18 protein-coding genes are annotated in these 23,276 nt (G+C 75.2%); 1 reads left to right on the top strand and 17 read right to left on the bottom strand.

Features of this window, described 5'->3' with window-relative positions; translation table 11 throughout:
- Window positions 1-36: 36 nt before the first annotated feature.
- The 16 genes from FKD65_RS42595 to FKD65_RS42520 form a co-directional block, all read right to left on the bottom strand.
- Window positions 37-2,802: a DUF4118 domain-containing protein gene (locus tag FKD65_RS42595; protein WP_141585801.1), complete on the bottom strand. Its 2,766-nt coding sequence runs from the start codon at window positions 2,800-2,802 to the stop codon at window positions 37-39.
- Between the two features lie 103 nt (window positions 2,803-2,905).
- Entirely contained in the window at window positions 2,906-3,838 is a 933-nt protein-coding gene (locus FKD65_RS42590) for a potassium-transporting ATPase subunit C (RefSeq protein WP_141585799.1), read from the bottom strand.
- A gap of 1 nt (window position 3,839) precedes the next feature.
- Entirely contained in the window at window positions 3,840-5,948 is a 2,109-nt protein-coding gene (gene kdpB, locus FKD65_RS42585; protein WP_302931577.1) for a potassium-transporting ATPase subunit KdpB, read from the bottom strand.
- A gap of 143 nt (window positions 5,949-6,091) precedes the next feature.
- Complete coding sequence (kdpA, locus tag FKD65_RS42580) at window positions 6,092-7,762, bottom strand: potassium-transporting ATPase subunit KdpA (protein ID WP_141585795.1); 1,671 nt, start codon at window positions 7,760-7,762, stop codon at window positions 6,092-6,094.
- Window positions 7,763-7,852: a K(+)-transporting ATPase subunit F gene (gene kdpF, locus FKD65_RS42575; protein ID WP_141585793.1), complete on the bottom strand. Its 90-nt coding sequence runs from the start codon at window positions 7,850-7,852 to the stop codon at window positions 7,763-7,765.
- 211 nt (window positions 7,853-8,063) lie between these two features.
- Entirely contained in the window at window positions 8,064-8,672 is a 609-nt protein-coding gene (locus FKD65_RS42570; RefSeq protein ID WP_168221384.1) for a V-type ATP synthase subunit D, read from the bottom strand.
- Window positions 8,669-10,087 carry a V-type ATP synthase subunit B gene (locus FKD65_RS42565; RefSeq protein ID WP_368367279.1) on the bottom strand — a complete coding sequence of 473 codons (1,419 nt, stop codon included), beginning with the start codon at window positions 10,085-10,087 and terminating at the stop codon, window positions 8,669-8,671. The genes FKD65_RS42570 and FKD65_RS42565 overlap by 4 nt, the downstream gene beginning before the upstream one ends.
- A 71-nt stretch (window positions 10,088-10,158) precedes the next feature.
- Complete coding sequence (locus FKD65_RS42560; RefSeq protein WP_205718474.1) at window positions 10,159-11,667, bottom strand: V-type ATP synthase subunit A; 1,509 nt, start codon at window positions 11,665-11,667, stop codon at window positions 10,159-10,161.
- Complete coding sequence (locus tag FKD65_RS42555; RefSeq protein ID WP_141585787.1) at window positions 11,652-12,176, bottom strand: hypothetical protein; 525 nt, start codon at window positions 12,174-12,176, stop codon at window positions 11,652-11,654. The genes FKD65_RS42560 and FKD65_RS42555 overlap by 16 nt, the downstream gene beginning before the upstream one ends.
- Window positions 12,173-12,475 carry a hypothetical protein gene (locus FKD65_RS42550; protein ID WP_141585785.1) on the bottom strand — a complete coding sequence of 101 codons (303 nt, stop codon included), beginning with the start codon at window positions 12,473-12,475 and terminating at the stop codon, window positions 12,173-12,175. Before FKD65_RS42550 ends, FKD65_RS42555 begins: the two co-directional genes overlap by 4 nt.
- Window positions 12,472-12,723 (bottom strand): ATP synthase subunit C, encoded by a 252-nt coding sequence (locus FKD65_RS42545; protein ID WP_205718473.1) that lies wholly within the window; start codon window positions 12,721-12,723, stop codon window positions 12,472-12,474. The genes FKD65_RS42550 and FKD65_RS42545 overlap by 4 nt, the downstream gene beginning before the upstream one ends.
- Window positions 12,708-14,096 (bottom strand): V-type ATPase 116kDa subunit family protein, encoded by a 1,389-nt coding sequence (locus FKD65_RS42540; RefSeq protein WP_141585783.1) that lies wholly within the window; start codon window positions 14,094-14,096, stop codon window positions 12,708-12,710. The genes FKD65_RS42545 and FKD65_RS42540 overlap by 16 nt, the downstream gene beginning before the upstream one ends.
- Complete coding sequence (locus FKD65_RS42535) at window positions 14,083-15,006, bottom strand: hypothetical protein (RefSeq protein ID WP_141585781.1); 924 nt, start codon at window positions 15,004-15,006, stop codon at window positions 14,083-14,085. Before FKD65_RS42535 ends, FKD65_RS42540 begins: the two co-directional genes overlap by 14 nt.
- Window positions 15,003-15,350: a hypothetical protein gene (locus FKD65_RS42530; RefSeq protein ID WP_141585779.1), complete on the bottom strand. Its 348-nt coding sequence runs from the start codon at window positions 15,348-15,350 to the stop codon at window positions 15,003-15,005. The genes FKD65_RS42535 and FKD65_RS42530 overlap by 4 nt, the downstream gene beginning before the upstream one ends.
- 254 nt (window positions 15,351-15,604) lie before the next feature.
- Entirely contained in the window at window positions 15,605-16,276 is a 672-nt protein-coding gene (locus FKD65_RS42525) for a sigma-70 family RNA polymerase sigma factor (protein WP_141585777.1), read from the bottom strand.
- A 249-nt stretch (window positions 16,277-16,525) separates the two neighbouring features.
- The gene (locus FKD65_RS42520) at window positions 16,526-17,836 is read right to left on the bottom strand and encodes a helix-turn-helix transcriptional regulator (RefSeq protein ID WP_141585775.1); all 1,311 of its coding nucleotides are present in this window, start codon (window positions 17,834-17,836) and stop codon (window positions 16,526-16,528) included.
- A gap of 406 nt (window positions 17,837-18,242) precedes the next feature.
- On the opposite strand from FKD65_RS42520, the gene FKD65_RS42515 reads away from it, so the two are divergent.
- Window positions 18,243-21,017: an AAA family ATPase gene (locus FKD65_RS42515; protein ID WP_240809867.1), complete on the top strand. Its 2,775-nt coding sequence runs from the start codon at window positions 18,243-18,245 to the stop codon at window positions 21,015-21,017.
- A gap of 8 nt (window positions 21,018-21,025) precedes the next feature.
- Here FKD65_RS42515 and FKD65_RS42510 read toward each other — a convergent pair whose 3' ends face one another.
- Window positions 21,026-23,029, bottom strand: coding sequence for a LuxR family transcriptional regulator (locus tag FKD65_RS42510; RefSeq protein ID WP_168221383.1), 2,004 nt, complete (start codon window positions 23,027-23,029; stop codon window positions 21,026-21,028).
- Window positions 23,030-23,276 lie beyond the last annotated feature (247 nt).

Below are 23,276 nucleotides of genomic sequence, written 5' to 3'. Positions count from 1 at the left end.
CGTGCAGACGACCTCCGGAAGGGCCCGTGGAAGCGCTCAGTCGGGGCGGTGGCGGCCCTCGGGAGGGGACTCCGGCGGGACGGGGCGGTCCTTGCCGTGGCTGATGCGGTCCCGCCAGGCGGCGACCCGGTCGATGATCAGCGGATCGGCGAGATCGGATTCCGGCGTGTCCTCGCCCGCGGCGGCGGGCGCCTCGGTGGACGGCGTCGCGGACGGGGTCCCGGGCGGCGTCCGCGGTCCGGACGGCGGGCGGCGGGCCGGCAGGGTGAGGACCATGGTCAGACCGCCGCCCGGCGTCTCCTCCGGCGTGAGGGAGCCGCCCATGGCCTCGGCGAGTCCGCGGGCGAGGGCCAGGTCGACGCCGGTCTCGTCGTCCCGGGCGCCGAGGCGCCGGAGCGGCGGGAAGGGGCGGTCGGCGGGCCGGATGGCGGGACCGCGGTCGACGACCCGGACCTCCACGCGGTCACCGAGCGCGCTGGCCGTGACGAGGACGGGTCCGCCCGGCGGGTTGAAGCGGACGGCATTGGCGATGAGGTTGGCGAGGGCGCGGTCCAGCAGCGCCGGGTCGGCGACGATCTCGGGCAGCCCTTCGGCGATCTGGAGTTCGACGGCGTCCCGGTCTGCGGAGCCGCCGGGGACGGCGCGGGAGACGGCCTCCCCGGCGGCGACCCGGCGCGGGAAGACGCCGAGCGAGCCGGATCGCAGGCGGCTCATGTCCAGCAGGTCGGCGACCAGGTGGTCGAGCCGGGCCAGGGAGCCGGCGGCCGTGGCGACCAGTTCGTCATGGCGTGCGCCGCCCGGAGCGGCGTCCGGGCCCCGCAGGCCGTCGAGGGCTGCCCTCGCGGAGGAGAGCAGAGCGCGCAGATCACGGCTGACGACGGTGAGCAGCGCCGTGCGCAGCTCGTCGGCGGCCTCCAGCGGCCGGACCTGCCGGGCCTTGTCGGCCAGCCGCTGATGGTGCAGCGCCACGGCGGCCTGGGCCGCGAAGGCCTCCAGGACGCGCCGGTCCGAGGCGGGCATGGTCCGGCCCCGAAGGACGAGGGACAGCGCTCCGTCCTCGACGAGGATGTCGGTCTCCCCGGCGTCCGGGCTGGTGCAGGGGTCGCCCCCGGTGCTGGCCACGACCTCCCAGCAGTGCGGGTCGCGGAGGGTGTCGGGCGTCAGCGGCGCGTCGGGGTCGCGCTCCAGCAGCGTGACCGTGGTCAGCGCGAAGGTCTCGCGGAGCCGTTCGAGGATGCTGCCGAGGGCGCCGTAGGGGTGGCCGCGTGCGGTGGCCGCCCCGTGCTCGCCGCGCAGGATGTCCCCGGCGAGGGTGGACAGCACCTCGGCGTCGGCGCGGGCCCGCGCCGCCTCCCGGCCGCGGCGGGCCGTGACGTCCACGACCACGCTGACCGTCACCCCCACCACCACGAAGACGAGGAGCTGGAGCAGCGACTGGGGCCGCTCGACGATGAACCGCCCGATGGGAGGGGTGAAGTAGTAGTTCAGCAGCAGGGAGCCGCCGACCGCCGCGAACAGCGCCGGAAGCAGCCCGCCCACCAGCGCGACCCCGACCACCGCGGCCTGGAAGAGCAGGATATCGCTGGCCAGCGGCACCTGCACGCGCATGTGCGCCAAAAGGACGGTCAGCAGCGGCAGCCCGGCGGCGGCCAGCGCGAACCCGGCACAGCGGCGGACGGCCGGAAGCGCCGCCGCGCGCCGCGCCCTCCAGCGGCGCCCCTGGCCGATCTCCTCGTGCGTCACGAGGTGCACGTCGATGGAGCCGGACCGCGCCGTCGTGGCGACGCCGACCCCCGGCGAGAACAGCTGGGCGGTCTTTCCGCGCCGGGACGCGCCCAGGACGAGCTGGGTGGCGTTGACGCCGGCGGCGAAGTCGAGCAGCGCGTCCGGCACGTTGGAGCCGACGACCTGGTGGTAGCTGCCGCCGAGGCTCTCCACCAGGGCGCGCTGCCTGGTCAGGTGCGCGGGACCCACGTCGGCCAGCCCGTCGCTGCGGGCGACGTGCACGGCGAGCAGGTCGGCGCCCTTGGTGCGGGCGGCGACGCGGGCGGCGCGGCGGATCAGGGTGTCGCCCTCCGGGCCGCCGGTGAGCGCCACGACGACGCGTTCGCGCGCCTCCCACGTCCCGGCGATGCCGTGGTCCGCGCGGTAGCGGTCGAGCTGGTCGTCGACCTTGTCGGCCAGCCACAGCAGGGCCAGCTCGCGCAGCGCGATGAGGTTGCCGGCCCGGAAGTAGTTGCCGAGCGCGGCGTCGATCCTCTCGGGCGGGTAGATGTTGCCGTGCGCCATCCGGCGGCGCAGCGCCTCGGGCGTCATGTCGACCAGTTCGACCTGGTCCGCGCGCCGGACCACCTCGTCGGGGACGGTCTCGCGCTGCGGCACCCCGGTGATCTGCTCGACGACGTCGTTCACCGACTCCAGGTGCTGGATGTTGACGTTGGAGACGACGTCGATTCCGGCGTCCAGGATCCGTTCGATGTCCTGCCACCGCTTGGTGTCGCGGGAGCCGGGCACGTTGGTGTGGGCCAGCTCGTCGATCAGCGCGACCTGGGGGCGCCGGGCGATGACGGCGTCGGTGTCCATCTCGGTGAAGGCGGCGCCGCGGTAGGTGAGGGCCGCGCGCGGGACGATCTCCAGGCCCTCCAGGAGCGCGGCGGTGCGGGGCCGGCCGTGGGTCTCCACGAAGCCGACCACCACGTCGGTCCCGCGTCCGGCGCGGCGCCCGCCCTCGGCGAGCATGGCGTAGGTCTTGCCGACGCCGGGCGCCGAGCCCAGGTAGATGCGCAACCTGCCGCGCCCCATCACACCTCCAGTCGCCGCGTCCGCCGCAGTGGCGCCCGGCGGGACGGCCCCCGCCCGGAAGCGAAGTCCGCGCCTGAGACCGCGGGGCCGGGCCTTCGCGGTCTCAGGCGCGGACCGGGTATCTCCGGTCCAGCACGATGTTCAGTTCGAGGACGTTCACCCGCGGCTCGCCCATGAAGCCGAGGTCGCGCCCATCGGTGCCGTCCTCGACCAGCCGCCTCACCCGGTCTTCGGCGACGCCGCGGGCCGCGGCGACCCGGCGGACCTGGAGGGCGGCATAGGCGGGCGAGATGTGCGGGTCCAGGCCACTGCCACCGGCCGTGACGGCGTCGGCCGGGACGACCGGATCCGCGGGCGCTCCGCCCCTGATCGGGACGACCAGGCCGTCGGCGTAGTCCTCGCCGAACCGGGCCGGTTCCACGGGAACGCCCTTGTAGGTGGCGAGGAACGGCGCCTTCACCATGCCCTGCTCCTCGTTCAGGCTGACCACCCGGGTCGGGTGCGGGACGGTGCCGTCGGGCGTGCGTTTTCCGAACACCGCCAGCACCGCGCCGACCCCGCCCGGAGTGCAGAAGGGACGCGCCCCGCTGACGCCTTCGAGGTCGCCCACGGCCTTGCTCCGTGAGCAGACCCGGGTGAGCAGGCTCTGCCTGCCGCCCCCATCCGCCGGGGGCGGCTCAGCGCCTGGCCCCGTAGTCGGTCTGGGGGCGGGGAGGGTGTCCACGGTGTCCTCGGGTCCCAGGTTACTCGCGGCGGTGGCGGTGGGGTCGTAGCCGCCGCCGGCCTCGGACGGACGGCTCTGGAAGTACCGCCTGAGCGGCGCGCCGTCCCGGCCGGTGAACGACTGGCCGATCAGAGCGCTGCCGACCGTCCGGCCGTGCAGGGAGACGGTCGAGCCGTCCGCGCGGTGCCTGAGGCCCGGCACCTGGGCGACGGCGTACACGGCGAGCGGGTAGGCGACGCCGCACAGGACGGTCAGCACGAGCAGGGCGCGGAGCGCGGCCAGATGCCGCCGGACCCAGATCGGGTTGAACATGTCATGACATCCCTGGAATCAGTTGGATGACGAGGTCGACGAGCTTGATGCCGGCGAACGGCGCGGCGATGCCGCCGAGGCCGTAGACGCAGAGGTTGCGCGAGAGCAGCCTGGAGGCGCTGCTCGGCCGGTACCGGACGCCGCGCAGCGCGAGCGGGATCAGCGCGACGATGATCAGCGCGTTGAACACGACAGCGGACAGGATCGCCGACTGCGGGCTGGGCAGCCGCATGACGTTGAGCGCGTCCAGGCCCGGGTACAGGCCGGCGAACATCGCCGGGATGATCGCGAAGTACTTGGCGATGTCATTGGCGATCGAGAAGGTGGTCAGGGCGCCGCGCGTGATGAGGAGCTGCTTGCCGATCTTCACGATCTCGATGAGCTTGGTGGGGTCGGAGTCGAGGTCGACCATGTTCCCCGCCTCCTTGGCGGCGGAGGTGCCGGTGTTCATCGCCACCCCGACGTCGGCCTGGGCGAGGGCGGGGGCGTCGTTGGTGCCGTCGCCGGTCATGGCGACGAGGCGGCCGCCCTCCTGCTCCTTCTCGATGAGGGCGAGCTTGTCCTCGGGCCGGGCCTCGGCGAGGAAGCCGTCCACGCCCGCCTCGTCCGCGATGGCCTTGGCGGTGAGCGGGTTGTCGCCGGTGATCATGACGGTGCGGATGCCCATCCGGCGCATCTCCTCGAACCGCTCCCGCATCCCCGCCTTGACCACGTCCTTGAGGTGGATGACGCCCAGGACCCTCGCCGCGCCGTGCGCGGCCTCGCCCACGACCAGCGGGGTGCCGCCGGAGGCGGAGATGCCGTCCACCACGCGGCTCAGCTCCGCCGGGGCCGTCCCGCCCCGCCCGCGCACCCACTCGGCGACCGCTCCGGCGGCGCCCTTGCGCAGCATCCGGTCGGGCCCGCCACCGCCCCCGGGTGCGCCCTCCCCGGACTCGCCGTCGCCGGAGGCGCCCAGGTCGACGCCGCTCATCCTGGTCTGCGCCGAGAACGGCACCCAGGTCGCCCGCGTCAACTCCCCCGGGGCGCGCTCCCGCAGGCCGTAGCGCCGCTTGGCCAGGACCACCACCGAGCGGCCCTCGGGGGTCCGGTCGGCGAGGCTGGACAGCTGCGCCGCGTCCGCCAGTTCGTCCTCGCCGACGCCCTGGACGGGCAGGAACGCCGCCGCCTCCCGGTTCCCGAGGGTGATCGTGCCCGTCTTGTCCAGCAGCAGGGTGTTGACGTCGCCCGCGGCCTCCACCGCGCGTCCCGACATCGCCAGCACGTTGCGCTGGACGAGCCGGTCCATTCCCGCGATGCCGATCGCCGACAGCAGCGCCCCGATCGTCGTCGGGATCAGGCACACCAGCAGCGACACCAGCACGATCCCGGTGACACCGTGCGCGTCGAGTGCGGGGGTGTCGCCGACGCCGGGATTGATGGCCCTGGAGAAGATCGCCAGCGGCTGGAGCGTCGCCACCGCCAGAAGGAAGATGACCGTCAGGGCGGCCAGCAGGATGTGCAGCGCGATCTCGTTCGGCGTCCGCCGCCGGCTCGATCCCTCGACCAGCGCGATCATCCGGTCGATGAACGACTCCCCCGGCCGCTGCGTGATCTTCACGACGATGCGGTCCGACAGCACCCTCGTCCCGCCGGTCACCGCCGACCGGTCCCCGCCCGACTCCCTGATCACGGGCGCGGACTCGCCGGTGATCGCCGACTCGTCCACGCTCGCGATGCCCTCGACCACGTCCCCGTCGCCCGGAACGACCTCCCCGGCCTCGATGACGACGTGGTCGCCCTCCCGCAGTCCGGGGGCGGGGACCGCCTCCTCCCGGGCGCCTTCCCGCCCGGCCGTCCAGTCGAGCAGGCGGCGGGCGACGGCATCGGTCTTCGCCCTGCGCAGCGAGTCGGCCTGGGCCTTGCCGCGGCCCTCGGCGACCGCCTCCGCGAGGTTGGCGAAGAGGACGGTCAGCCAGAGCCACACCGTGATCAGCCAGGCGAAGGCGCTCGGGTTCAGCGCGGCCAGGACGGTGGTCCACACCGCGCCGACCTCGACGATCAGCATGACGGGATTGCGCCACAGCGTGCGCGGGTCGAGCTTGGCCACCGCGTCCGGGAGAGAGCTCACCAGCCGCCTCGAGTCGACCAGTCCGCCCCGTCCCCTGTCAGCGCGCTGGCGTTCCGGTGGCCGCGGCGAAGTCTTCCGGAGGCGTGCCTTCCCGAGGTGGGGGCCCCTGGAGCCTGGGGGCCGGCGATCAGGGGGCGGCGCGGTCACGTGTGGAGGCCTTCGGCGAGCGGCCCCAGCGCCAGCGCGGGCAGGAACGTCAGCGCGACGAGGACGACCGTGACGCCGACGACCAGGCCGACGAACTGCGGCCGGTGCGTGGGCAAGGTGCCCTCCGACGCGGGGGCGTGGCCCTGCCGCGCCAGCGATCCCGCCAGGGCGAGCACGAAGACCATGGGCAGGAAGCGGCCGAGGGCCATGCACAGCCCCAGCGCGGTGTTGTACCAGACGGTGTCGGAGGTGAGGCCCGCGAACGCCGAGCCGTTGTTGTTGGACGCCGAGGTGAACGCGTAGAGCACCTCCGACAGCCCGTGCGGCCCGGGGTTCAGGATCCCGGCCCTGCCCTCGCCCGTCGCCATCGCCGCGCCCGCCCCCACCAGGACCAGGACCGGTGTGATCAGGAAGTACAGCGCCGCGAACTTGATCTCGCGGCCGCCGATCTTCTTGCCCAGGTACTCGGGGGTGCGCCCCACCATCAGCCCCGCCACGAACACGGTGATGACCGCCAGGATCAGGATCCCGTACAGGCCCGAGCCGGCGCCGCCGGGCGCGACCTCGCCGAGCATCATGCCGACCATCGTCATCATGCCGCCGAGGCTGGTGTAGGAGTCGTGGGAGGAGTCCGTCGCGCCGGTCCCCGTGAGCGTCGTGCCGGCGGCGAACGCGCCGGAGTCGGGGACCCCGAACCGGACCTCCACGCCCTCCGCCGCGGCGCCGGCCGCGGTCGGGACGGTGCCGTGGTGCATGAGCTGGAAGACCTGGACGAGGACGACGCCGACGATCGCCAGGGTCGCCATCACCGAGACGATGGCGTAGCCCTGCGCGTCGGCGCCGACCATCCGGCCGAACGTCCGCGGCAGCGAGAACGCGATGGCCAGGAGCAGGAAGATCTGAAGCCAGTTCGTCCAGGCGGCGGGGTTCTCGAACGGGTGGGCGGAGTTGACGTTGAAGAACCCGCCGCCGTTGGTCCCCAGCAGCTTGATCGCCTCCTGGCTCGCCACCGGCCCGCCGGTGATCGCCTGGTGCCCGCCCGCGATCGTCGGGGCGACGTGGTCGCCGGCGTTCCAGAAGTTCTGCACCACCCCGCCGGCGACCAGGACGAGGGCCGCCGCGAACGCGATGGGCAGCAGGATCCGCAGGGTGCCGCGGACCAGGTCGACCCAGAAGTTGCCGAGCCGGTCGGTCCGCCTGCGGGCGAAGCCGCGCACCAGCGCGATCGCGACCGACATGCCGACGGCGGCGGACACGAAGTTCTGCACCGCCAGCCCGGACATCTGCACCAGGTCGCCCATCGTGGACTCGCCCGCGTACGACTGCCAGTCGGTGTTGGTCACGAAGCTGACGGCCGTGTTCCACGCCTGGTCCGGCTCGACCGGCGGGAGGCCCAGGCTCAGCACCAGGTGGTTCTGCAGGCGTTGCAGCCCGTACAGGAACAGGATGCCGACGGCCGAGAAGGCGAGGGCGCTGCGCGCGTAGGCGGACCAGGTCTGCTCGGCGTCCGGGGCCGCCCCGATCAGGCGGTAGGCCGTCCGTTCGACTCGCGCGTGCCTCGTCCCGTTGTAGACGCGGTACATGTGGTCGCCCAGCGGCCGGTACGCCAGCGCCAGAGCGACGACGAGGGAGCCGATGAAGACGATCCCGGCGACGGTCGAACTCATCTAGAAGCGCTCCGGGAACAGCAGGGCGACGACCAGGAGGACGGTCAGGAGCACGGCCAGAACGAGCCCGATCGTGTTCTCGACCGTCACAGCCTCTCCAGGCCCTTCACCACGAAGCCGAGCAGGACGAACACCGCCACCGTCAGCAGAACGAACACGACGTCGCCCAAGGCGGCTTTCCCTTTCGCTCCCCGGCGCCGACCACGGCCGCCGCCCCCTGGCCTACCTCCCCCAGGGTTCTTCCAGTGGCAGGCGAAGCAAAGCGCCTGTTGAGGGAGTTTTGGTCGAACTTGGCGAGCACTTAGCGGCCCCGGTCGCCGTGGCCCGCGATCAGGCGCAGGCGAGCGCCGTCCTCGCGCTCGCGCTCCTCCAGGGCGACCTCGATCCGGCCGAGCGCGGCGCGCAGCGTGGGGAGGCGGCGGCGCTCGACCGCGCGGATGCGCTGCCGCGTGGCGGCGACCTCGGCATCGACGGTGGCCGCCGCGGCGGCCGCGGCGGCGTGGGCGCAGGCCGCGTCGAGCGCGGCACGGCAGGCCCGCCGCGCCGGCGCCAGGGCGATGCCGGACGGGGACGGCGCGGGCCGGTCGGCGACCTCGAAGCGGATGCGCCCGGGGTAGCTCACGCCCATGAGCGTCGCGTGCTCCACGGTCAGGCCGGCCTGCTCACCGGTCGCGGCCAGGGGCAGCACGCGGCGTCCACCCAGCAGCGCGGCGCGCACCAGCAGCCTGTCGGCCTCCCGGCAGCGGCGCCGCCATTCCCCGCCCGTGCGGTCGGCGAGCCGGTGGAGGCGGCCCTGCTCGTCCCGGAGGATGGCGAGCTTGCGCTCCAGCAGGTCGAGGGCGGCCTCGGCGGCGGTGATGCGCTGCCGGAGCCAGAGCCGCCCAGCGCGCCCCTGCGGTCCCGTGCTCACGGCTCCCGCCCCAGGTGGTCGTCGATCATCTCGCGCGGCAGCATCGTGAGTTCGCGGCGAGGCAGGGCGGAGAGCGCCCGCCACGCCCTGTCCAGGGTCCGCTCCAGTGGGCGGGACTCCGTCCTCTCCTGGGCGATGAGGGTCTGGCGGCAGGCGCGCTCGAAGTCGAGGTAGTGGCGGTCGGTGTCGCTGAGGGCGTCGGCTCCGATGAGCTCGCCGAGTTCGCGGGCGCGGCGGGCGCCGGCGAGGGCCGCAGTCGTCTGCGCGGCGACGTCGAGGTGATCCCCGCGCGTGCGGCCGGGCCCGGCGGCCTTGCGCATGAGCCGCGAGAGCGATTCCAGCGCGTCGACAGGCGGGTACACGCCGAGCGCGTGCAGCTCGTCGGACAGGACGATCTGGCCTTCGGTGATGTAACCCGTCAGGTCGGGAACGGGGTGCGTGATGTCGCCGCCCGGCATGGTCAGCACGGGGACGAGCGTGACGGAGCCGGGCCGCCCCCGGACGCGCCCGCACCGCTCGTACAGCGAGGCGAGGTCGCTGTAGAGGTAGCCCGGGTAGGCGCGGCGGGCGGGGATCTCCCCGCGGGCGGCGGACACCTCGCGGAGCGCCTCGCAGTAGGATGTCATGTCGCCCATGACGACCAGGACGTGCCGCCCCTCCTCGAAGGCGAGGTGCTCGGCCACCGTCAGCGCGATGCGGGGCGTGAGGGTCCGTTCGATCACGGGGGCGTCGGCGAGGTTGAGCAGCAGCACCAGCTCGCCGGAGGCGGAGCGGCCTTCCAGGGTCTCCCGGACGGCGGCGGCGTCGGTGTGGGTGAGGCCCATCGCGGCGAACACGACGCAGAAGGGCTCGTCGCCCGCGGACGCCTGCGCCGCGATCTGGGCGGCCAGCTCCAGGTGCGGGAGCCCGGCGCGGGAGAAGATCGGCAGCTTCTGGCCCCTTGCCAGCGTGGTGAGCGCGTCGATGGCGGAGACGCCGGTCAGCACCGGCTCGGCCGGTGGTTCGCGGTGCACGGGGTTCAGGGGGACGCCGGCCACCGGGGCGTCGGCGCCGCCCAGCACCGGCGGGCCGCCGTCGAGCGGCTGCCCCATCCCGTCGCAGACCCGCCCGAGCCACGCCGTCCCGACCGGGACGCGCAGCGGCGCGCCGCTGAAGGTGACGCGCATGCCCTCCGCGCGCAGGCCGCCGGTGCCCTCGAGCACCTGCACGAGCACGCGGTCGCGCGCGGTGTCCAGCACAAGCCCATGCCGCTCGCCGCCCGCGGCGTCGTCGGTGTCCGCGGGCTTGCCGGTGTCCGCGGGCTGGGTGGTTCCGGTGGGCTCGTCAGGCGCGGCCACCTGGATGTCGGCGAACTCGTCCCATCCGACGGCGCCTGCGCCCGTCACGACCACGAGCGGTCCGCGCACCCGCGCTATCCCGGTGTAGGAGGGCCTCGGCCAATCGTCGTGTCCCGCCGCCCCTCGCGGCGGCCTGGAGGGTTCTTCCGTCACGAGAGGCCCTCGAGCCTGCTCAGGATCGTGTCGCGGCGGTCTTGGACGTCCGCCACGGTCGGGGCGTCCTCGCGGGCCCGCACGAGGGGCGAGTAGTCCAGGTCCTCGATGGCCGGGACGGCGACGCCCCTCCCGGCCAGGTCCTGGCACCGGTCGGCCACCGCGAGGACGGCGTCGGTCAGCGCGGCGGTGCGCTCGGGAGTGCAGGACGCGTCGGTCGGGCTGAGGGCGCTCTGCTGAAGGACGCCTTCCCGCAGCAGGCGCCCGGCCACGAGCGCCACGCGTTCGGCGGCCGGCAGGGTGCCGGTGCCGACGAGTTCGGCGAGGGCGGTCAGGCGGTCCGCCTCGGCGAGCAGGCCCGCCGTGCGGGCGCGGCGGGCCGCCCACTCCGGGTCTCCGGCGGCGGCGTGGCCGCGGGCCAGGACCGGGACGTCCCGGGCGAAGGACCCCGACCAGGAGACCGCCGGATAGTGCCGCGAGTACGCCAGGTCCTTGTCCAGGCTCCAGCGCGCCCGCACGAAACGTTCGGTGTAGGCGGTGACGGGCTCGGTCATGTCGCCGCCCGGCGGGGACACCGCGCCGATGACGGTGACCGAGCCCTCGGCGCCGTCCCGCGTGCGGACCCGTCCGGCGCGCTCGTAGAAGGCCGCGAGCGCGGAGGGCAGCGCCGCCGGATAGCCCTCCTCGCCGGGCAGCTCCCCTGCCCGGGAGGCGAACTCGCGCAGGGCCTCGGCCCAGCGCGATGTCGAGTCGGCGATGACCACGGCGTCCCTGCCCTGGTCGCGGAAGTACTCGGCCACGGTGACGCCGCTGTGCACGCCCGCCTCGCGGGCCATCATCGGCATGTTGGAGGTGTTGGCGATGACGACGGTGCGCTCGGCGAGCCGGCCGCCCGTCCGCGGGTCGTCGAGCTCCGCGAGTTCCTCGAGCACGTCGGACATCTCGTTGCCGCGCTCGCCGCACCCCACGTAGACGATCACGTCGGCGTCGCACCACTTGGCGACCTGCTGCAGCAGCATCGTCTTGCCCGTCCCGAAGCCGCCGGGGACGGCGACGGTCCCGCCGAACGGCACGGGGAAGAGCAGGTCGATGACGCGCTGGCCGGTGTGCAGGGGCCTGTCCGCGTCGAGCCGCTCGGCGTAGGGGCGGGGCCGCCGGATCGGCCAGTACTCGGCCTCGCGCGCGTCCGCCCGCAGGGCACGGGTCGACGGGTCGAGCCAGACCCCGGCGGCGCTGAGCGGGCGCAGCAGCCCGTCGAAGACGCCGCCGAGCAGGTGGGGGCCCAACGGGGCGGACAGGGCGCGGCCGGTCGCGGCGGCCGCCGCGCCGGGCGCGAGCCCGCCGGTGTACTCGTAGGCCTGGACGGTGGCCGCATCGCCCTCCAGCGCGACGACCTCGCCGGGGAGGCGGGCCGGGCCGAGCTCGACCACGTCGTTCATCGCCGTGCCGCGCAGGCCGGACGTCTCCACGAGGGGGCCGTTGACGCGGGTCACCTCGGCGCCCAAAGCTCCGCCACCTCCGTCCCCAGGGCCGCCATCGCCCGGTCGGTGAGGGCGTCGGCGGACAGGTCCACCTCCGCGTCGGGGACGCGGGCGACAAGACCGCCGCCGCCGGCCCGCCCGATCAGCGCTCCGGTTCCGAGCAGCCCGCGGGCCCTGGCCGTCAGCGCCCGCTCGTTCGCCGGGGCGTCAGGGCCGTCGAACAGGGCCCGGACCTCGCGGCGGATCCGGCGGCGCAGTTCGTCGTAAGCCTGCCTGCGCGCCCGCAGGACGATCGCGCGCGACGCCGCTCGCGCCCGGGAGCGCGCCACCGCGGCGGCCAGTGCCCCGTCGGCGCGTCCGGCCGCCTGCGCTTCCGCCAGGATCCGGGCCGCCTCGGCGCGGGCCCCGCCGGTGGTCGCGGCGGCGTCGCGCTCGGCGTCGGCGACCAGCCGGGCGGCCTCGGTTCGGGCTCTGTCCGCGAGGGCCCCGCGCACCGGTGCGAGCGCGTCCACGATGTCCCGGGCACCGGTCACGGCGGCATCACCACGGTCAGGGTGCCGGGACGCCGGCGGGGTGCGTCCTCCAGGACCGCGGCGGCGGCCGGCGTCAGCACGACGACGGCCACCCGGTCGTCGAGCGACTCCCAGGCGGACCGGACCTCGGCCGGGCCGTCCGCCGGGCTGACCAGCGCCCCGCCGAGACCGTAGCCCTCCACGCGGGCGCGCTCCCCCAGCACGGCGATCCGACCGCGATCGGCGGGCGCGGCGCCACCGGCGGCGCGGTCCGGGCCACTGCCCGCCCCACCGCCTGTGACGCGGTCGGCGGGGCTCATGCCTTCCCGATCAGGATGATGCCGATGATCAGTCCGTAGATGGCGATGCCCTCGGCGAGCCCGACGATGACCATCGCGCGGCCGAACAGCTCGGGGCGCTCGCTCAGCGCGGCGAGCGCCGCGGCGCCGGTGTAGGCGACCGCGACGCCGGCGGCGATCGAGGCCCCGGCGACCGCTATCCCGGCGCCCACGTACGGGGCCCAGTTCGAGGCCGCCACCTGCCCGGCGGCCATCACGCCCGTGGACATGGGGCGTCCACCTCCTCTGCCGTCATGCGAATGTGCCAGGGCCGGAACGGCCGCCCCTGCGCGTTGAAGAGCCGGGAGAACAGCTCGTAGTACTCCAGCCGCAGCGCCTGCACGCCCGCGACGAGCGCCTCCAGGGCGAAGGTCACCTCCGTCCCGAGGACGAAGAGGGCGGCGGCGAGGACCTGCATGACGCCGCCGTGGCGCCACAGGGCGGCGGTTCCCGTCCAGACGACCGCCGCCAGCGCGGCATGCGTCAGGCCGAACGCCGCCAGCCGCGCGAACGAGACCACGTTGGCGCCGAGCCGCACGACCAGGTCGAAGAGCTCCACCCCGGCTTCGACGGCACCCGCGCCGCCGCCGCCCGACCTGGCCAGGAACCCGGTGAAGGCCAGCACCAGGCCGAGGACCGCGACGGCGGCGCCCGCGACGGCGAGGACGGCGCGGTGGAGGTGGAGGCCGCCCGCCGCAGCTCCCAGCCCGAGGAACACCGACGCGCCGGAGATGCCCGAGGGCTCGTACAGTGCCGCGGACCAGCCGCCTTCTCTCCAGCGGTTGACGATGCCCAGCACGTAGGCGCCGGCCAGCAGCGCCGCCCCGAGTCCCACGGCGAACACCATGAGCTCGACCGGGCTGTCGAGCGGCGACAGCCACAGCCGGGGCACGACGTGTGTCGGCCCGAAGAACTCCCCGTACAGGACTCCGAAGACCGTGCCGGCCGCCCCGGCGCCCAGCACGAACGGCCATGCCCGCCGCCACCGTGCCAGCGGGCGGGGCCGTCCCGCCGCCAGCGCCGCGGCGAGCGCCAGCAGCATCAGCCCGTGGCCCGCGTCGCCGAACATGATCCCGAACATCAGGACGTAGGCCGCCCACGCGAGCGGGGTCGGATCGAGGTCGGCATACGGGACGGGTCCGTAGGTCTCCACCAGTGGCACGAGGGAGCCGCGCAGGCTGTCCTTCCGGTCCTCCCCCCGCAGCAGGGTGGGCGCCTCCACGCCGCGCGGGTGCGGCAGCCGCACCAGAGCGGCGCCGACCTCGGCGAGTCTGGCGGCCAGCCCGGCATGGGCCGCACGGGGCATCCACCCGACGACCGCGGCCACGTGCCCCTTCCGGACGGCGGCGGCGGCGTGCTCCTCCAGCCACGCCTCGCCCTCGACCACATCCGGGCGGCTCCGCTCGGCCAGCCACCGCGGATCGGGAGCGAACGGGAGAACGGCCGGTCCGGGTCCTCCCCCGCCCTCCCGCTTCGGTGGGCCGGGGTCGGGCTCGACCACTCCGGCGTCCGCCACCCGCGCCAGGGCGTCGCGCAGCGACTCGGCGGGGGCCACGACCGCGACGCGCGCCATCCGGACCGGCAACAGATCAGGCCACCTCATCGTAGGCCTCCACCGATCCGCCACCGAGCGTCGCCGCCTCCAGCGCCGCGCGGACCCGCCGGACGTCGGCGGCCATCACGGCCACCGCCCCGACGACCTGGTCGACGCCGAACGCCGAGCCGCGCAGCATCGACTCGCCGTCCTGCTCCAGCCGCCGCCAGCACCGGCTCTCGGCCCGCCAGAGGCCGGCGGCGTCCTCGATGCCTTCGAGGGACCAGCGGGCGTTCCGGCCGAGGCGGCCGGCCATGGCGGGCAAGGTGGGCGCCTCCAGCGCGGCCCGCCCGAGAAGCCGCGCGGCCCGCCCGGAGGACCTCTCGGGGAGCCCCCTGCCCTCGCCGAACCGCTCTCCGGCGACGAGCACGGCCGCGGCGCCCGCCGCCCAGTCGCCGGCGCGCGCACCGAGGGAGGAGACGCGCGAGGCCCACGACAGCCTGAGGAACAACCGGATGCCGTACGGGTCGGCCGCCCCGGGGTCGCCCCACGGTGTGGCGGCCAGGCGTTCCCGCACCGACGCCGTGTCCGGCGCGTCCGCCAGGACGGGCCACGCGGTGGCGAGCGCCCCGAGCGCGTACGGCTCCTCGGCGGGACGGCCCGCCAGACGCTGGAGCAGACCGTCGATGTTCGCGACTTCGAACCATCCGGCCATGGTCCGCATGGCGATCACGGCCCGGGGCGGCAGCCAGCCCGCCAGGACACGCAGGCGCCAGAGCAGCGAGCCGGCGACCGCGTGCTGCGCGGCGTCCAGCTCCGGTGCCGCCGGCAGCCCCTTCCCATAGGGCGTCGCCGACAAGCCGGCCAGAGCCTCCGGCAGGGAGCCCGCCTGCGCGACCACTCTGGCCCGCTCCGCGCCGAGCACGTCGCGCGCGAGTGCCCGGGCGCGGACCTGTCCGGCGACGAAGCCCGCGCTCATGGCGCCGCCCTCGTCTCGTCCAGGAAGTCGCCGACGAACCCCATGGCGCGGTCCACCAGACCGTCCAGCCGGGCCGCCGCGGCTTCCCGGATCCGTCGTGCCTCGTCCTCCGCGGAGGCCCTCAGGGCCCGCTCCTCCTCGTCCGCCGCCTGCCGTGCCTCGGCCGCGGCCGACGCCCGCCGTCCGGCGGCCGCGGCCCGCGCCCGCTCCACCAGGCCGGCGGCCTCCTCGCGAGCCGCTCCGGTGAGGGCCCGCGCCCGGTCGCGCGCCGCCGCGACCACGCGCCGCCGTTCCTCCTCGGCCTCCTCCAGGCGGGCGAAGACCGGTTCCAGCTCGTCCTCCACCGGCCGGCGCTCCGACGGGGCAGCTCCTGCGGGCCCTGGCGCCCCCGCAGGACGGAACCGTTGCAGAACGTCGTGGAGTGCCGGCACCCTGCCTCCCCTGGACTCGCCTGCTCGGTCTCCCCATCGGCGGTGAACGCGTCGCAAGCCGCCGCGGCCGGATGACTCCCCTCGCAGCACGGAAGTCCCCTCCACGCGTCAGCACAAACAGCGACCGGCCGATCACTGTCGGCGATCAACGCCGGCCCGACCGGTGATCACGCCGCGTCGGCGCCGGCGCGGTCGCCCGCCGGGGCACCGAGGACGTCCTCCGCGAGGAGGTCCTCCAGAGCGGCCACGTTGCCCCTCTGGGCGGCGTCGAGGAAGACGGCCACGAAGCGCCGGTACTCGGCGACGTCGATCGGTTCGCGCCGGGCGGTGTTCAGGTGCCTGCGGGCGCGGCTCACCAGCTGGCGGACGTTGACGGGGCTCAGCTGGATGATCTCGGCGATCCGCTCGTACGGGTAGACGAAGGCCTCGCGCAGGACGTAGGCCGCCCGCTGGGCCGGGGTGAGCGTTTCCAGCAGGACCAGCAGGGCGCGTTCGAGCGCCTCGCCCCGCTCGGCCCCGGCGGCGGGGTCGGAGCCGGCGTCGACGAGTTCGGGCAACCGGGGGCCCAGGGGAGTCACGCTGCGGACGCGGGCGGACCTCGCGGTGTTGATGGAGAGCCGGGTCGCGATCAGCGCAAGGAACGCCGGCGGGTTGACGATCGTCGCGGGATCGGAGCCCTGCCAGCGCAGCCAGGTCTCCTGGACGATGTCCTCCGCCTCCGCCGGGTCGGCGAGCACCCGGTAGGCGATGCCGAAGAGGCGCGGACGCACCTCGGTGAACGTCGCGGCGGCCTGGTCGAGAGGGTCCGTCCGGTCTCGATCTTCAACGACGATGCTCATTCCAACCTCACGACGAAGGTGTCCGCTTCCGGCTTCCTGACCGGTCTCAGATGGGCCGTTTCCGGGGCGCGAGATTCTCATGCGTTCACCTTCTCGCTTTGGTTCGACCAAGGCATGACATGAATGCATGAGATTGAAGAAGCTCAGGTCAGAGGGGTAGCTCGACAACCGATTCGATTAAATTCCCAGGTACGCGGAAAGGTCGGAACCGCACCGAGAACACGGTTCCGACTTTGTCCTGTTGAATGGTCAGGCCGCGTCGTTCTCCAGGTATGACCGAGCCAATTCAACGCGCGAGTTCACGCCGAGTTTTCGGAAGGCGTGCATGACGTGCGTGCCGACCGTGGCGGGTGACAGGAAGAGCCGTTCGGCGACCTGGCGGTTGGTCGCCCCCTCCGCCACGAGCACGGCGACCCGCCGCTCGGCGGGCGTGAGCGCGCTCCAGCCCTCCGCCGGGCTCGCGGTGGGCGGCCTGCGCGACCTGCGACGCACCGCGGCGGACCCCAGGTCGGGCACCGCCTCGGAGACCGTGTGGGGCAGCGTGTTCGACGCTGCCTCGCGAAGGGCTTCGCGGACGATGTCGTGCCGGAACGTGAGGGGCTCCGTGGGGAGGACGAGACCGGCGTCCACCGCTTCCTGGAGGGCCCCCACGACCTCGGCGAGCGTGCGCCCCGAGAGGTCGGCGAGCCGGCGGGCCTCCAGCTCGCGGCCGCGCGCCGACGCGTGCCGGAGCACGTCCTGGGCGGTCGGGGAAAGATGGCTCAGGAGGCGTTCCACCGAGCCGTACGGGCAGACCGGGGTGGGTGGACCGGTCAGGCCGGCGACCGGGCCCTTCCTGGTGACGGCGTTCTCGCGGAGCAGGCCGCGGACGGTCCCGGTCACCAGGAGCGGCAGGCCGTCGGCCTGCCGGAGCAGGTCGAGGACGTCGCGGCCCGGTTCGGCGCCGAGCAGGTCCCGGGCGATCTCGGCGACCGCGTCCTCCGGCAGCCGGTCGAGGCGCATCGTGCGGGCGCCGGCGTCGGCGAGCCCGCGCAGCGCCGCCCGCACGCCGGAGCCGAGCGGCCCGGTACGGACGGTGATCAGCCAGAGGATCGGGTGGGAGCGGAGCCGGGCCGGGAGGATGCGCAGCGCCAGGAGCGTCCCGGGGTCGCACCGGTGAAGGTCATCGATGACGACGAGGAGCGGTCGCCGCAGAGCCGCCCGCCGCAACCGGTCCTCCACCGTCCGGACGAGCCAGAAGCGCAGCTCTTCCGGTTCGGACAGCGCCCGGAGGTCATCTGCGTCGGGAAGGGAGGGTCCGCCGGAGGCCGGCGCGCCCGTCAGCGCGCTGAACGGGCCGCGCTGCCGCTCCCGCTCCCCCGTCCCGCCGAGGACGTGGATCCCGAGGTGCCTGCCGAGGGACCGCGCCTCCTCCGCGAGGCGGCTCCTCCCGACGCCCGGAGGCCCCTCGACGAGGAGGACGCCGCCGCGTCCGGCGCTCGCCCGCGAGATCCGTCCGGCCACTTCGGTGATCTCGGCTTCGCGACCGCGCAGCGTTCCCGCCTTGCCCTCGACCGCCATGCCCCCTCCGTTCCGCCTCTCGACGGCACCTCTGCCGCCGCCATCACCCACTGTGGCCGGGGCCGCTCGGCGCGCGCATCGGGGAGACCCGTGCCCGACTCCCTAGTGAGTCCCCGGGGGCATCCCTGGTGTGTCCCTGGGGGCCCCGGGACCCCCAGGGACACACCAGGGGTGCGACACTGCGTTGGATGCCAGCTTGTTCGTGGAATCTCCCCGGTGATGTCCGATACGGAGGCAGGGCGGGATGGCGGAGGACGCTGACGCGGGGCGCGGGGGTCCTGCCGCCGGAGCGGGCCTTGGCCTCCCGCGATCACGGGCGGGCTCGGGCGCGCTGATGGTCCCGGGGTCGCGGGTGGGTCCGGGGTCGCTGGTGGGTCCGGGGTCGCGGGTGGGTCCGGGGTCGCTGGTGGGCAGGGACGCGGAGTGCGAGCGGCTCGACCGGCTGCTGGCGGACGTCCGCGGCGGCGAGAGCCGGGTCCTGGTACTGCGCGGCGAGGCCGGGATCGGTAAGACCGCCCTGCTGGACCACCTCACGACGGCCTCGTCCGGCTGCCGGGTCCTCGCCGCCGCGGGGGTGCAGTCGGAGATGGAGCTGCCCTTCGCGGCCGTCCACCAGCTGTGCATGCCCCTGCTGGACCGCCTCGCCTCCCTGCCCGAACCGCAGCGTGACGCGCTCGCCTCGGCGCTCGGGATGCGCACCGGTCCGGCTCCCGACCAGGTCCTCGTCGGTCTCGCGGTGCTCGGCCTGCTGGCCCACGCGGCCGAGGAGCGTCCGCTCTTGTGCGTCGTCGACGACGCCCAGTGGCTCGACCGCGCCTCGGCGCAGGTGTTCGCCTTCGTGTCCGGCCGCCTCCTGGCCGAGGGCGTGGCCTGCGTCTTCGCCGCACGGGACACCGACGACGTCCTTCCCGGCCTGCCCGGTATGGACCTCGGCGGGCTGCCGGACGCCGACGCGCGGGCACTGCTGGGCCGGGCGCTCCGCGGTCCGCTGGACGAGCAGGTGCGCGACCGGATCCTCGCGGAGTCGCGCGGGAACCCGCTCGCCCTGGTCAAACTGGCCGGCGCGGCCTCGGCGGGCGGATATGCGGCGAGCACGACAGGACGCTCGCTGCCGGACCGCATCGAGGACGCCTTCCAGCGGCGCCTGGAAAGCCTCCCGGCCGACGCCCGGATGCTCCTGCTGCTCGCCGCCGCCGACCCTCTCGGCGACCCGGCCCTACTGCGGCGCGCCGCCGCCGTGCTCGGCGTCGACGCCTCGGCGATCGACACGCCGGAGGACGCCCCGGTGGCCGACGCCCCGGTGGCCGGCAGGTCGGTGTCCGACGACCCGGCGGCCGGGGGGCTGATCGACGTCGGCGGGCGGGTGCGGTTCCGGCATCCGCTCGTCCGGTCGGCGGTGTACGCCTCGGCCATGCCGAGCGAGCGCCGGCGGGCCCACAGGGCGCTGGCGGAGGCGACCGACGCCGCGACCGACCCGGACCGCCGGGCATGGCACCGCGCCCACGGCGCCTTCCATCCCGAAGAGGACATCGCCGCCGAACTCGCGCGCTCGGCGGGTCGCGCCCAGGCCCGCGGGGGTCTGGCCGCCGCCGCGGCCTTCCTGGAGCGGGCGGCCGAACTGACCCCCGATCCAGGCCGGCGCGCCGTACGCGCGCTCGACGCGGCCCAGGCCAAGCACCTGGCCGGGGAGCCGGAGCCGGCGCTGGCGCTGCTCGCGGCCGCCGACGCGGGGCCGCCGGACGAGGTGCTCCGCGCCAGGGCCGAATCCCTGCGCGCCGCGATCGCCGTGGCCGGGGCGGGCGACCCGTCCGCGCCCCGGGCCCTGCTCGCGGCCGCCGAACGGCTCGAACCGTTCGACCTCGAACTGTCTCGGGACACCTATCTGGAGGCGCTGCTCGCGGCCATCGGCGTCCTGCCCGACTGGGGCGGGATCATCGACGTCGCGGCGCTCGCGCGGGAGGCGCCTCCCGCGCCCGACCCGCCGCGCGCCGCGGATCTCGTCCTCGACGCCCTCACCCGGTTCTACCTGCGGGACACCGTGACGGCCGAGCCCGCGATGCGGCGCGCCATGGCCGCCGCCACCGACGAGGGGGCCTCCCCCAACGAACGTCTCCGGTGGCTCTGGGTCGTCAACCTCTTCGCCATGGCCCTGTGGGACGAGGACGCCTGCCGAGAGCTGAACGAGCGCCACCTCCGCCTCGCCCGCGAGTCCGGCGCGCTGGTCCTGCTGCCGCTGGTGCTCGGCATGTCCGCATTGCTGCTCCTTTTCGAGGGCGACCTGGTGGAGGCCGAGGTCCTGACCGAGGAGGCGAAGGCGAGCGCGGGCGCCGCCGACCACTGGACGGCCACCGGAGCCATGGCGGGCGGCGGCGACCTCGGCCTCGCCGCGTGGCGGGGGGACGAGGCGGAGACCGAGCGGCTCGCGGGCGCCATCGCGAGGAGGGGGGAGGCGCGCGGGGAGCGGCGGGCGGTGGAGATCGCCCACTGGGCCCGGTCCGTCCTCCACAACGGCCTCGGCCAGTACGAGAAGGCGCTGCAGGCCGCGCTGCGGGCCGGCGTGCACCACCAGGCGCCGGGAGGCTGCGGTGTCATCTGGGCTCCCCTCGAACTCATCGAGGCCGCCGCGCGCACCGGACGGCTCGACCTGGCCTCCGGCGCGCTGGACCGGCTCTCCCTCTCCACCCGGGCGGGCGGCGCGGAGTGGGGTCTCGCCCTTGAGGCCCGCTGCCGGGCGCTGCTCAGCGAGGGAGAGGAGGCCGACCGCCTCTACCGCGAGGCGATCGACCGCCTCGGCCGCACGCGGATGCGCGTCGACCTCGCCCGTGCCCACCTGCTCTACGGCGAATGGCTCCGCCGCGAGCGCCGCCGGGTCGAGGCGCGCGAGAACCTCCGCGCCGCGTTCGACCTGTTCTCAGGGGTCGGAATGAGGGCCTTCGCCGACCGGGCCGCGCGCGAGCTCCAGGCCACCGGGGAGACCGCCGCCCGCGGGCGGGACGCCGAGCCCGCGGGCCGGCTCACCCCGCAGGAGGCGCAGGTGGCCAGGCTGGCCCGCGCCGGCCTGACGAACAAGGAGATCGCCGCGCGCCTGTACGTGAGCCCCCGCACCGTCGAGCACCATCTCCACAAGGTCTTCACGAAGCTCGGCGTCGCCTCGCGGCACCAGCTCGGCGAGGTCCTGTGACCCCGCCTTCAGGGCGCGGAACCGCCTGATTCGTGTGCCAGCACGAGGCGCGCGAGGTCCACGCGGGAGCGGATGCCCCATTTGGCGAAGACGCTTCGCAGGTGGGTGTTGACCGTGTGACCGGACAGGAACAGCTGCTCGGCGACCTGCCGGTTGGTCGCGCCCTGCGCCACCAGCCGGGCCACCCTCACCTCCGCCGCCGTCAGCCCCCATCGGCCGCCCTCCCCCCCGTCGCGGAGGCGAGGTGCCCGGCGCACGCCGAGCAGGCGCAGCCGCCGCCGCACGCGGGCCGCGTCGCGGGCCGCGCCCGCCCGCTCGTAGAGGTCGAGGGCGGAGTCCAGGAAGTCCCGCGCGGAGGGGTCGCCGTCCGCGGCGAGCGCACGGCCCGCGTCCTCGGCCGCCGAGGCGTGGACCAGCGGACGCTCGGCGTCCTTGAGCAGCTTGACGGCGTGCTGGAGCAGGTCCGGGTCGTCGTCGACGATTCCGCGCGCCTGGGCGGCGAGCCCTCGAAGCAGGGGCTCCGCCGGGTCGGGGCCGGTGGAGAGCTCGGCGGCGCGGTCCGCGGCGGCGGCAGCGAGGCCGGGGAGCCCGGCGGCCAGGGCGAGGCGCGCGAGCACGACGTGGTCCGCGGGGTCGGGCGGAGCTCCGGGCGCCGGGCCTGCGGCGTCCGCGCCCTGCCAGGCGTACTCGACCAGCTCGGCGACGCGGGCCGTGTCCCCGAGGGCGTCGGCCGCCAGTGCGGCCAGCCACGCGCCGGTGCGCCGCACCGCCGGCGTCCCGGCGTCCATCATCCGCGCGCCGTCGGCGGCGCAGCGGCGGAGGCCGTCCCGGTCCCCGAGGTGCACGGCCGCCCGGCCGAGCGCGTAACGGGCCGTGATGTCGAAGCCTCCCGGCCCCGGGTCACCGGCGGTGGCGTCCGCCCCTTCCACACCCCGCGCGGCGTCCGCCGCCTGGTTCGTCAGGGAGCGGCGCAGTGCCGCCGGGAGCGCTTCGCAGAGCGCCTCCCGGACCAGGTCGTGCCGGAAGTCGAGGAGAGCGCCCGTCCGGACGAGGATTCTCGCGCCGACCGCCTCGTCCGCCGCCGCGGCGATCTCGCCGGCCGAGGCCCCGGTGAGCGCGGCCAGCTCCTCGGCGGTGAAGGCCCGGCCGAGCACCGAGGCGGCTTGCAGGACGTGACGAGTGAGCGGAACCAGGAGGTCGAGCCGGCGCCGGGCCAGGTCGTGGAACCGGCGAGGGATCGCCTCGGCCGCCGACCGGGCCGCGCCCGCCCGAACGTCGATGAGCCCTTCCTCCCGCATGCCGAGGAGGAGCTCGACGACCAGCTGCGGCAAGCCCCGCGCACGCCGAACCACTCGCATCACGTCGATGTCGGGCTCGGCCTGGAGAAGATCGGCCGCCAGCGCTCGCACATCGCGCTCGTCCAGCGGCCCGAGGACGATCCGATGCGGCCCGTCCCCGCGGGCCCGTTCCAGCAGTGAGATCGTTTCGGCAGCGCCACCCTGGTCGGGGTCAGCTGCGAGCACCCAGAGGAGCGGGGCGTCCGCCAGGCTCACTTGCAACGCGGCCAGGGCCTCCAGCGTCACCGGATCGCACCACCGCACGTCGTCGAGGCAGACGACCAGCGGCCTTCGGCCCGTGCTCCGCGCCAGACCGGCCCGGATCTCCCTCAGCGTCCACGAACGCAGGCCCTTCGCGCCGGCGGCACGCGGCGTGAAGGGGTCCGGCAGTGGATCCGGACCGGTGGACAGGGCCTCCAGCAGCGGGCCGAAGGGGACCGGGAGAGCGCCGGGCACACCGGCGCCGTGCCGGCAGGGCAAGTCCGCGGCGAGGGCAAGCGCTCGGACCTCCGCGAGGAACCTCGTCCTTCCCGAGCCCGGCGGGCCCTCGACCACCAGCACCCCGCCCTCTCCCGCCGCCAGCGCGGCGAGCCGCTCCCGCAGCAGCCGCACCTCGGCCTCGCGGCCGCGCAAGGGAAGATCGTTCCGCCTCGGCACCGGTTCCTCGACCGCCATGACTCCTCCGTTCGCACCACCGCGAATCACCCGTCGGCACGAGCCCGGCGATCCGGCCCTGCTCGTCCGGCCCTGCTGACACGTCACACTGTGGCCCCGCCCGTGGCGCGGTCGCATCGGGGACCTGCCTAGTCCCGGGCCCTGGGGAACACCCGTGCCCCCGGGAGGGGGCCCCGCCCCCGGTCGCAGTGGTCGAAGGCGCTATACCGGTAGTCCAGACCGGCCGCCGCTCGCCGGTTCCCGTTCG

It is taken from the genome of Actinomadura sp. WMMA1423 (assembly GCF_006547145.1).
Lineage (GTDB): Bacteria > Actinomycetota > Actinomycetes > Streptosporangiales > Streptosporangiaceae > Spirillospora.
The sequence above is the reverse complement of the archived record's forward strand: the minus strand, read 5'-3'. Positions and strand labels throughout refer to the sequence as shown.

What these genes read in the sequence shown, in the direction of transcription:
- FKD65_RS42595 (WP_141585801.1), bottom strand. Translation starts at nt 2,802, where the DNA reads ATGGGGCGCGGCAGGTTGCGCATCTACCTGGGCTCGGCGCCCGGCGTC.
- FKD65_RS42590 (WP_141585799.1), bottom strand. Translation starts at nt 3,838, where the DNA reads ATGTTCAACCCGATCTGGGTCCGGCGGCATCTGGCCGCGCTCCGCGCC.
- kdpA (WP_141585795.1), bottom strand. Translation starts at nt 7,762, where the DNA reads ATGAGTTCGACCGTCGCCGGGATCGTCTTCATCGGCTCCCTCGTCGTC.
- FKD65_RS42550 (WP_141585785.1), bottom strand. Translation starts at nt 12,475, where the DNA reads ATGAGCCCCGCCGACCGCGTCACAGGCGGTGGGGCGGGCAGTGGCCCG.
- FKD65_RS42545 (WP_205718473.1), bottom strand. Translation starts at nt 12,723, where the DNA reads ATGTCCACGGGCGTGATGGCCGCCGGGCAGGTGGCGGCCTCGAACTGG.
- FKD65_RS42540 (WP_141585783.1), bottom strand. Translation starts at nt 14,096, where the DNA reads ATGAGGTGGCCTGATCTGTTGCCGGTCCGGATGGCGCGCGTCGCGGTC.
- FKD65_RS42535 (WP_141585781.1), bottom strand. Translation starts at nt 15,006, where the DNA reads ATGAGCGCGGGCTTCGTCGCCGGACAGGTCCGCGCCCGGGCACTCGCG.
- FKD65_RS42525 (WP_141585777.1), bottom strand. Translation starts at nt 16,276, where the DNA reads ATGAGCATCGTCGTTGAAGATCGAGACCGGACGGACCCTCTCGACCAG.
- FKD65_RS42520 (WP_141585775.1), bottom strand. Translation starts at nt 17,836, where the DNA reads ATGGCGGTCGAGGGCAAGGCGGGAACGCTGCGCGGTCGCGAAGCCGAG.
- FKD65_RS42510 (WP_168221383.1), bottom strand. Translation starts at nt 23,029, where the DNA reads ATGGCGGTCGAGGAACCGGTGCCGAGGCGGAACGATCTTCCCTTGCGC.